Annotated in this window: 9 protein-coding genes; all 9 read left to right on the forward strand. The window is 70.8% G+C overall.

The genetic code is table 11. From position 1 onward, the window contains the following. Positions 1–44: 44 nt before the first annotated feature. Positions 45–3695, forward strand: a complete 3651-nt coding sequence (eccCa, locus tag A5622_RS18405) for a type VII secretion protein EccCa (protein ID WP_066880454.1) — start codon at positions 45–47, stop codon at positions 3693–3695. Continuing rightward, positions 3692–4921 carry a type VII secretion-associated protein gene (locus tag A5622_RS18410; RefSeq protein WP_066880448.1) on the forward strand — a complete coding sequence of 410 codons (1230 nt, stop codon included), beginning with the start codon at positions 3692–3694 and terminating at the stop codon, positions 4919–4921. Before eccCa ends, A5622_RS18410 begins: the two co-directional genes overlap by 4 nt. Before the next feature lie 44 nt (positions 4922–4965). Beyond that, complete coding sequence (locus tag A5622_RS18415; RefSeq protein WP_066866283.1) at positions 4966–5280, forward strand: WXG100 family type VII secretion target; 315 nt, start codon at positions 4966–4968, stop codon at positions 5278–5280. A gap of 9 nt (positions 5281–5289) precedes the next feature. Then, complete coding sequence (locus A5622_RS18420) at positions 5290–5592, forward strand: WXG100 family type VII secretion target (RefSeq protein ID WP_156753007.1); 303 nt, start codon at positions 5290–5292, stop codon at positions 5590–5592. A 246-nt stretch (positions 5593–5838) separates the two neighbouring features. Beyond that, positions 5839–6282, forward strand: a complete 444-nt coding sequence (rplM, locus tag A5622_RS18425) for a 50S ribosomal protein L13 (protein WP_066880449.1) — start codon at positions 5839–5841, stop codon at positions 6280–6282. Positions 6283–6368: 86 nt separating this feature from the next. Continuing rightward, positions 6369–6824 (forward strand): 30S ribosomal protein S9, encoded by a 456-nt coding sequence (gene rpsI, locus A5622_RS18430; protein WP_197497998.1) that lies wholly within the window; start codon positions 6369–6371, stop codon positions 6822–6824. Between the two features lie 150 nt (positions 6825–6974). After that, positions 6975–8321 carry a phosphoglucosamine mutase gene (gene glmM / locus A5622_RS18435; protein WP_066866308.1) on the forward strand — a complete coding sequence of 449 codons (1347 nt, stop codon included), beginning with the start codon at positions 6975–6977 and terminating at the stop codon, positions 8319–8321. 50 nt (positions 8322–8371) lie between these two features. Then, on the forward strand, positions 8372–8695 hold the full coding sequence (locus tag A5622_RS18440; protein WP_066880450.1) for a hypothetical protein: 324 nt from the start codon (positions 8372–8374) through the stop codon (positions 8693–8695). 3 nt (positions 8696–8698) lie between these two features. Next, the coding region (locus A5622_RS18445) for a hypothetical protein (RefSeq protein WP_082994629.1) at positions 8699–10006 on the forward strand (1308 nt) is incomplete at its 3' end.

Here is a 10006-nt window from a genome sequence, read left to right on the forward strand (position 1 = left end):
GGGAAGGGGATGAGGTGACCCAGTATTTGCCGGCGGTGTCGGGGATGCCGGCCGCGGAGATCGTTGTTGACGCACCGCCGGACCTCCCGTCCTCGGCAGCATCGGGCTTGTTGCCGCGGCTACTTCCGGTGGTGCTGTCCCTGGTGTGCATGGGCCTGATGGCCGCCGTGCTCAGTGCCGGGAACGGTCCGGCCCGCACTCCCATGTTTCTGGCATTTCCCGCCATGATGCTGGTCTCGACCGTGCTGACCGCGCTGACCGGTGGCACCCGCCGTCGCGGCGGTGGCATCGACACCGACCGCGACCAATACCTCGACTACCTGAGCGGGCTGAGCCGGTCCGTGTCCGAAATCGCCGCGGCACAGCATTACTCGTCGATCCGGGACCATCCCGATCCCGACACGCTGTGGACCTTGATCGGCGGTCCGCGGATGTGGGAGCGGCGACCGGACGGTGCCGAATGCGGCCTCGTGCGCGTGGGCGTTGGCCCCCAGCCACTGGCTCGCCGATTGGTCGCGCCGTCGCTTCCTGCACCGCAGCATCGCGATCCGGTCACCGCGCTGGCGCTACGGCGCTTCCTGGAGGCGCACGCGACGATCCGCGCTCCGGTCGTGATCGACCTTCGGGGCGGTGCAGTGGTGCGGATCGACGGCGACCCGGCCGAGGCGCGCGGGTTACTGCGGACGATTGTCTGCCAGCTCGCGGTGCTGCACGCACCCGATCAAGTCCTCATCGCCGCCGCCATCGACGATGAGAACCGCGAGCGCTGGGACTGGTTGAAATGGCTGCCGCACAACCAACATCCGACCGATGCCGACGCGGTGGGCCCGGCGCGGATGGTCTATTCGGGTGGTGCGCAGGCACGGCGCGCGCTCGCCGCGGTGCAAGGAGCCCACGTGGTGGTGGTCACCGATCTGGCCGACAGCACCGGCCCCATCGTCGGCGCGACCATCCTCGGCGTGGGCAACGCCCGCGAGGGCGCACCGCTGAGCATCGCGGCGCCGGACCCACCGGCGCCGGGATGGTGCCCCGACCAGATGTCGCCCATCGACGCGCTGGTTTGCGCCCGCCGGCTGGCCGGGTACCATCCGCACGCGGACAGCTCGAGGGGTGCGGGCCCCAATTGGCCGGAGCTGACGGGGCTTTCCGATCCCGACCGTTTCGACCCGGCCACGCTGTGGCGCGGTCAACGCCACCGCGACCGCCTTCGCGTACCGATCGGAATCACCGCGCAGGGTGCGCCCATCGAGCTGGACATCAAGGAGTCGGCCGAAGGAGGGATGGGCCCACATGGGCTGTGCATCGGCGCCACCGGGTCGGGCAAGTCGGAGCTGCTGCGGACCATCGCGCTGGGCATGATGGCCCACAATTCGCCGGAGGCGCTGAACCTGCTGCTCGTCGACTTCAAGGGCGGCGCAACGTTTCTCGACTATGCGAGCGCCCCGCATGTGGCGGCGGTGATCACCAACCTGGCCGACGACGCGCCGCTGGTGGCCCGGATGCGCGAGGCCCTGGCCGGCGAGATGAACCGCCGCCAGCAAGTGCTGCGGACGGCGGGCTGCGTCAGCGTCACCGCATACGAGCGCGTGCGGGCGGCCGGTGCGGCGTTGCCCCCGCTGCCCACGCTGTTCGTCATCGTCGACGAGTTCTCCGAATTGCTCAGCCAGCAACCCGATTTCGCTGACACGTTCGTCGCCATCGGCCGTCTGGGCCGGTCGCTGGGCGTGCACCTGCTGCTGGCCAGCCAGCGCCTCGATGAGGGCCGGCTACGTGGGCTGGACGCCCACCTCTCGTATCGACTCTGCCTGAAGACGCTGTCGGCCGCCGAATCCCAAACCCTGCTGGGCAACCTCGACGCCTACCGATTGCCAAGCGCCCCCGGTTGCGGCTTCCTGCGAGTGAGCGGCGGCGAACCGATTCGCTTCCAGGCCGCCTCCGTTTCGGCGCCGCTGCCCACGTACACGCCGGCTCGGGTCCCCGTCGCGACGGCCGGTGGCGTGCGGGTGTTCAGCACCGGCGCCACCGGTGCCGTCGCCCGGGCCGTCACGGCGAGGGGGAAGCCCGAAAGGAACATCTCGCACGCCGTCCTGGACCGGTTGTCCGGCCAAGGCCCGCCCGCGCACCGGGTTTGGCTGCCCCCACTCGGGCCGGCACCGGCGCTGCAGACCCTACTGGCCGACGCCGACCGCATGCCGGGACGCCTGACGGTGCCCATCGGCAGCGTCGACCGCCCCTTCGATCAGTGCCGGACACCGCTGATCGTCGATTTGTCCGGGGCCGCAGGCCACGTGGCCGTGGTCGGTGCGCCCCAAGCGGGAAAGTCGACGGCGCTGCGCACGCTCATCACCGCCCTGGCCGCCACGCACGATCCCGGGCAGGTGCAGTTCTACTGCCTGGATTTCGGTGGCGGGGCCCTGTCGACGGTGCACGCGCTGCCCCATGTCGGCGCGGTCGCCGGACGCGCGGATCCCCGGCTGGCCGGCCGGATAGTCGCCGAATGCGAGTCGGTCATTCGTCGCCGCGAAGCGCTGTTTCGGGAGCAGAGCATCGCCTCGATCGCCCAATACCGCCAGGGGCGCATGAGCGACGATCGGTTCGGCGACGTGTTCCTCGTCATCGACGGCTGGGCGAGCGTGCGCCAAGAATTCGAATCACTGGCGGAGCCGATCATCGCGCTGGCGGCCCACGGGCTTTCGTTCGGCGTGCACCTGGTGTTGTCGGCCACGCGGTGGGCCGAGGTCCGGCCTTCGCTGCGGGACCAGATCGGCAGCCGCATCGAGTTACGGCTGGGCGACCCCGCCGATTCCGAAATCGACCGCCGGGCCGCGCAGCATGTGCCGCGCGACAGACCGGGCCGAGGTCTTTCCCCCGAGGGCCTGCAGATGGTGATCGCCGCGCCCATCGCCGAGGTCCCCGCCGGTGCGTCGGTCGCCCCGCCGATACCGCTACTGCCCCTGCGGGTGGATCGCGAGGATATCGTTCGCGGATCGAAACCGGATCCGGGCGCGCCGATGGTGCTGGGTCTGCGGGAGCGGGAATTAGATTTGGTGGCAATCGATTTCGCGCGAGTGCCGCATCTGCTCGTGCTGGGCGACAACGAGTGCGGCAAGACCGCCACGCTGCGGACGTTGTGCCGGGAGATCGTGCGGACGAGGACGCCCACGCAGGCCCGGCTGTTGGTCGTCGACTTCCGCCGCACCCTGCTCGGTGTCGTCGAATCGGACCATCTCGACGGCTACGCGATGTCACCCGCCGCCCTGGCCGTATCGCTGCAAAACCTGCTCGAGTCGCTGCGGACGCGGATGCCGCCGCCCGACGCCAGCCAGGCCCAATTGCGCAGCGGCACCTGGTGGTCCGGACCGCAGCTCTACGTCATCGTCGATGACTACGACCTGGTCGCCACCCCGGCGGGCAACCTCCTGGGGCCGATCGTCGAATTCTTGCCGTACGCGGCGGATCTGGGATTGCATTTGGTCATTGCCCGGCGCAGCGGCGGCCTCGAGCGCGCGATGTTCGAGCCACTGCTGGCGAGCCTGCGCGACCTCGGTTGCACGACGCTGACGATGAGCGGATGCCCGGGCGACGGCGGGTCGTTCGGTTCCACTCAGTCGCTGAGATTGCCGCCGGGCCGCGGCGTGCTGACCACTCGCGGCGGTGGCGAAGAACTCGTCCAGGTCGCCTGGAGCCCGCCATGAACGAGCATCCCGCGATCGTCGAAGCCGGCCCGGGCACCATCCGCCGATTATGTTGCGCCACAGGCACTGTCGTTGATGCCGAGTCGCTCGACACCGTGCGGGCCGCGCTGGATGCGATAGACGACCGGGTGGCGCTGGTGGGGGAGCGCTCGGTGGCCGTTGACGCGCTGTGGGAAACCGCGCTGCGATCGGCAATCCGCGGGCACTGCGAGGCGCTGGTGGTCGTGCATCCGTCGTGGTGGTCGGCCGCGCGGGTGGGCGTGGTGCGCGCGGCCGGTGCCGCCGTGGCGGGCGAGGTCCGGACGCGTACGCGGTCGTCGCTGCTGATGCAGGCATCCGGCGCCGCGCCGGACGCGACCGTGGTGGTCGAAATCGCCGAGCGACTGGTGGCGATCACCACCAATGAGGTCACCGCCGTACCGCGCAATGCCGAACCGCAGTCCGTCGCCCGCGACGTCGCGGACATCGTCGCCGGGATGGCCCCCGCGGCCGTGCTGATCGACACGCCGAGCACCGTCACCGGTGCGTCGGCGCTGGCGACGTTGATCGCCGACGCGGTGCGCGGAACCGGACCGGAAAGCCCGAACACTCACCAGATCAACGACATCCGGCTGGTCCGGCTCGCACGGCCCGCCCGCCCCGCACGGGCTGCCGGCCAATCCGCCGGCGCCGTCCGATGGCGCGGTCGCACGCTGAGCGCGCTCGGGGCGGCCCTGATCGTCGTCGCCGCGGCGGCGCCGACGGCGCTGACCACGGGCCGGCCCGGCGCCGCGGCGCCCAAACCGGTGGCAACCGCGCCCACAACCTTTCTGGTGGAAGGCCGGGTGGCGCTGTCGGTCCCGACGACCTGGTCGACGCAACGGGTGCTCAGCGGGCCGGGCTCGGCGCGCGTACAGGTCACGTCCCCGACGGATCCCGACGTCGCCTTGCACATCACCCAGTCCCCGGTAGCGGGCGAGACACTGAACGGCACCGCGGACCGGTTGAAGCGCGCGATCGACGCCGAGCCCCCCGGCGTATTCGTCGACTTCGACCCGTCCGCAACCAGCGCCGGCCGACCGGCGGTGACGTACCGCGAGGTGCGCGCCGGCCATCAGGTGCGCTGGACCGTGCTGCTGGACGGCCCGGTCCGGATCAGCATCGGCTGCCAGAGCCGGCCCGGCGACGAAAACACCGTGCGCGATGCCTGCGAACAGGCGGTGCGATCGGCCCACGCGATCGGCTGAAAACTCGGTGGAACCAAAGGGCCACGGCGCAGGTCGAAATTGGTATGTCCGGAAATGCACTGAGCGCCGACTTCGACCTGATGCGGTCGGTCGCGGGTACCACCGACGTCCGCAACGAGGAAATCCGGGCGATGCTGCAGGCATTCGTCGGCCGCATGAACGGCGTGCCGCACTCGGCGTGGGGCGGGCTGGCGGCCGCGCGCTTCAAGGACGTGATGGACCGCTGGAACGCCGAGTCGCTGAGGCTCTACCACGCGCTGAGCACGATCGCCGACACCATTCGGCACAACGCCGCCACCCTGCAGGAGGCCGGCCATAACCACGCACACCACATCGCCGCCGCCGGCGGAAACCTGTGAGGAGAGAGGATCGCCGTGGACCCGGTGCTTTCCTATAACTTCGGCGAAATCGAACACTCGGTGCGCCAGGACATCCACGCCACGTCGGCCCGGTTCAACGCCGCGCTCGACGAGCTGAGCTCGCAGATCGCACCGCTGCGGCAACTCTGGACCAGCGAAGCGGCCACCGCCTACCAGGCCGAACAGCTGAAATGGCATCAGTCGGCGACGGCGCTCAACGAGATATTGGCCGAGCTGGGAAACGCGGTACGCGACGGCGCCGAAGAGGTGGCCAACGCCGACCGCCGGGCCGCCGGCAGCTGGGCGCGCTAGCGGCCGAAGGGACACCGCGCGGTTCGAGCCGCGCCGTGAGACTGTGTGGTCCTGACGGGGGAGAGCCGTCGGGACCACACAGTCATTTTGACCTGCGGGGATGGCGGTCGGTAAGCTGCTCCGTTGGCGTGCGGTACGCCGGGGCCTCGGGTCAATGTCGGTCGCCGAGACCAAGCCCTTACCGCGAACGCCTGACCGGCCCCCGGGTCATACCGGGATCCACCTCGAGAAAAGAAGGTAAGCGCTGTGCCTACGTACACGCCAAAGGCGGGTGACACCACGCGGTCGTGGCACGTCATCGACGCCACGGACGTGGTGCTTGGCCGCCTTGCCGTCGCGGCAGCCACCCTGCTGCGCGGCAAGCACAAGCCGACGTTCACCCCCAATGTCGACGGCGGTGACTACGTCATCGTCATCAACGCCGACAAGGTCGCGTTCAGCGGCCAGAAGCTGGACAAGAAGCTGGCTTACCGCCACTCGGGGTATCCCGGCGGTCTGAGCAGCCGGACGATCCGCGAGCTGATGGACAAGCACCCCGACCGGGTCGTGGAGGACGCGATCGTCGGCATGCTGCCCAAGAACAAGCTGGCCCGCCAGATCGCGCGCAAGCTGCACGTCTACGCCGGCCCGACGCACCCCCACGCCGCACAACAGCCCGTCCCGTACGAGATCAAGCAGGTGGCCCAGTGACCGAAACGACCGAGGCCTTGGAAAACCCCGAAAACCCGGAGAACCCGGAGAACCCGGAGACCGCAGAAGTCGCAGAGGCCGCCGAGGTGACCGAGGCCCCGGTGGAGGCCTCCGAGACCGCCGAAGTCGCCGCGCCCGCCGAGTCCTTCGTCTTCGACCGGCCCATCCAGACCGTCGGCCGCCGCAAGGAGGCCGTGGTGCGGGTGCGCCTGGTGCCCGGCACCGGCAAGTTCAACCTGAACGGCCGCACCCTGGAGGGCTACTTCCCCAACAAGGTGCACCAGCAGCTCATCAAGGCCCCGCTGGTCACCGTCGACCGGGTGGACAGCTTCGACATCTACGCGCTGCTGCACGGCGGCGGTCCGTCGGGGCAGGCCGGCGCGCTGCGGCTGGGCATCGCGCGGGCGCTGATCCTGGCGCAGCCCGAGGACCGGCCCCCGCTGAAGAAGGCCGGCTTCCTCACCCGTGACCCGCGTGCCACCGAGCGCAAGAAGTACGGCCTGAAGAAGGCCCGCAAGGCGCCTCAGTACAGCAAGCGCTGATCGAGCGATCGCTATCCGGCCACAACTTGGCATCGCGGTGCACAAGTTGTGGCCGGTTGCGGCGTGTCTGCGCCCCGGCATGGCCGGTTTCATTCACAAAGGAACGGGCACGTTAGGTGCTAGCCCGACAACTGTGAGAGGTTTGTTCGCATGGGTCGACTATTCGGCACCGACGGTGTCCGTGGGGTCGCCAATCGCGAGTTGACCGCGGAGCTGGCGCTGGCGCTGGGTTCGGCGGCGGCGCGGCACCTGGCGAGCGCGCCGGCACCGGGGCGGCGGGTCGCGGTGATCGGCCGCGATCCGCGGGCCAGCGGCGAAATGCTGGAGGCCGCGGTGATCGCCGGGCTGACCAGTCAGGGCGTCGACGCGCTGCGGGTCGGGGTGCTGCCCACCCCCGCGGTCGCCTACCTGACCGGCGCTTACGACGCCGACTTCGGGGTGATGATCTCCGCGTCGCACAACCCGATGCCCGACAACGGCATCAAGATCTTCGGCCCCGGCGGCCACAAGCTCGACGACGGCACCGAGAATGACATTGAAGCGTTGCTGGCTGATGTCCCTGTCGATCCCGGGCTGCGCCCGGTCGGCGCCGGGATCGGGCGGGTGATCGACGCCGAGGACGCGGCCGACCGCTACCTGCGCCACCTGAGCAAGGCCAGCACCCTGCGCCTGGACGGCTTGACCGTGGTGGTGGACTGCGCCCACGGCGCGGCCTCCGCGGTGGCCCCGCGGGCCTACCGCGCGGCCGGCGCCCGGGTGATCGCCATCAACGCCGACCCCAACGGCCTGAACATCAACGACAACTGCGGGTCGACGCACCTGGATTCGCTGCGCGCGGCGGTCGTCGCGCACCGCGCCGACCTGGGCCTGGCGCACGACGGCGACGCCGACCGGTGCCTGGCCATCGACGCAGGAGGCAACCTGGTCGACGGCGACCACATCATGGTGGTGCTCGCGACGGCGATGCACGAGGCCGGCGAGCTGGCGTCCAAGACGCTGGTCACCACCGTGATGAGTAACCTGGGCCTGCACCTGGCCATGCGCTCGGCGGGAATCACGGTGCGCACCACCGGCGTTGGCGACCGTTACGTCGTGGAGGAGTTGCGGGCCGGCGACTACAGCCTGGGCGGCGAGCAGTCCGGGCACATCGTGATGCCCGCGCTGGGCTCGACCGGTGACGGCATCGTCACCGGCCTGCGGCTGATGAACCGCATGGTGCAGACCGGCTCGTCGCTGGCCGAGCTGGCCTCGGCCATGCAGACGTTGCCACAGGTACTGATCAACGTCACCGTCGCCGACAAGGACACCGCCGCCAGCGCGCCCGCGGTTCAGACCGCCCTCGGGCAGGCCGAGGCCGAGCTGGGCGACACCGGCCGAATCCTGTTGCGCCCCTCGGGAACCGAACCGATGATCCGCGTCATGGTGGAAGCGCCGGAAAAGGACACCGCCGCGCGGATCGCCACCCGGGTCGCCGAAGCGGTCAGCGACGCGCTGTAGATCTCCTAACCCATCGGAACCCCGCCCCGTCAGCGGGCGTCGGATAAGGCATGAAATCCGTTGGGGGAACACGACCCTTAGCCGTCACCCAGTTCGACGCGCCGGCCACACAGCGGGTCGCCAATCAATTCGCCATGGCGGCCGACTTCATCGACCGCGCGGTGAGCGATCACCTGGCCAGGCTGGCGTTCGGCGGGGCCGCCGCGGGGCGCGCGCACACCGCGCGCGGTGACGCCCTGCGCGTCGAAGTCGAGCGGCTGGTGGCGCAGGTGTCGCAGTGGGGGCGCGCGTCGGGGGAGATCGCCGTCGCGCTGCGGTCCAGCGCCGAACGCTACGCCGACGCCGACCTGTATGCCGCGGCGCGGATCGCCTAGCCGATGGCCGACCGGTTGGACGTGGCCGCCCGGCTCGCCGAGGGCCGGGATTTTGTCGAGCACACCCAGGCCTATGTGCAGGCCTGTCATGCGTTGGGCTACGAAAACGCTGATCTGACAACGCATCCCGCCCGCGTCCGGGAGTGGTATGCGGGCGAGGACGGCCTGGACCTGCGCGCGCTGGACCGCGACTGTGCGGAGCTGCGGGCGGCGGGCGTGGTGGCGGCCGAAGCGTTGCGCATGCAGCGCGCCCAGGTGGCCGAGCTGGCCGCGGCGTGGACGGGCCCGGGCGGGGACGCCGCGGTGCAGCTGTTGCAACGGCACTGCGACGCCGCGGACGCCGTTGCCAGCGAACTGCGCGCGGCGGCCCAACGGTACGAGTCACTCCGCGACAACCTGTGGTACCTGGTCGATTCGGAGGTGGCGACCGTCATCACCGTCGACGACCGGGTGCGTGCCCACCGGCCGGCATGGCTCGCCGCCGCTGCCGCCGTCATGGCCGGGGACCGAGACGGCCCGGCGGACGTGATCCGCCAACAGGTAATGCCCTACGTGGACAACGACATTCGCAACGACTGGTTGACCGGGGTGCGGTCGGCGTCGGACGGGGTCGACACGTCCTACGCCATGGTCATCGACAAGATGGCCGCCGTCCCGACGGCGCGCTTCGAATTTCCCGGTGATCTCGGAACCGGTGTTGCGCCGGTGCCGCTCGCCCCGCCGGCGCAACCCGCACCGACGTTGGCCGCCGCCGCGCCGCTCACCGCCGCGCCCGTACCGGTCACCGCCGCACCGGATTCGGTGAGTCCGGCGCCGGCGCCCGTCGCTGCCGCGCCGCCGCCTCCCGCGGACTGGGGCGCCGGGATCCGCGATGCCCTGGGCATGCCGGCGGACGGCCTGGGCGGACTCGGTGACCTGGGCGGCGGACTCGGTGGTGGCGATCTGGGCGGAGGGCTCGGCGGCGGTGGTCTCGGCGGTGGGGGCGGCGCGGCTTCGTCGACGGGCTGGGCCTGCCCATCCTCGGCGGCCTGGCCGGCGGGCGCGTCGTCGGCGGGCGCCTTGGCGTCGGCGTCCTCGAGATCTTCTGGGTGGAACGGGGTTTCGTCCAAGCCGTCCTTGCCACCGTCGGTGAAGGGGTCCGCGCCGTCCGGCCCGTCACCCGCCGATCCAATCAGCCCGCCCACCGCATCGAAGTTGGCCGCCGCCGCGCCGCTCACCGCCGCGCCCGTACCGGCCACCGCCGCACCGGATTCGGTGCGGCCGGCGCCGGCGCCCGTCGCTGCCGCGCCGCCGCCTCCCGCGGACTCCGCG

The sequence above is a fragment of the Mycobacterium sp. 1245801.1 genome, from assembly GCF_001673055.1.
Lineage (GTDB): Bacteria > Actinomycetota > Actinomycetes > Mycobacteriales > Mycobacteriaceae > Mycobacterium > Mycobacterium europaeum_A.

Excerpts from the sequence above, each read along its gene's own strand:
- eccCa (WP_066880454.1), top strand. The coding sequence starts at position 45 with ATGCCGGCCGCGGAGATCGTTGTTGACGCACCGCCGGACCTCCCGTCC.
- A5622_RS18410 (WP_066880448.1), top strand. The coding sequence starts at position 3,692 with ATGAACGAGCATCCCGCGATCGTCGAAGCCGGCCCGGGCACCATCCGC.
- A5622_RS18415 (WP_066866283.1), top strand. The coding sequence starts at position 4,966 with ATGTCCGGAAATGCACTGAGCGCCGACTTCGACCTGATGCGGTCGGTC.
- glmM (WP_066866308.1), top strand. The coding sequence starts at position 6,975 with ATGGGTCGACTATTCGGCACCGACGGTGTCCGTGGGGTCGCCAATCGC.
- A5622_RS18440 (WP_066880450.1), top strand. The coding sequence starts at position 8,372 with ATGAAATCCGTTGGGGGAACACGACCCTTAGCCGTCACCCAGTTCGAC.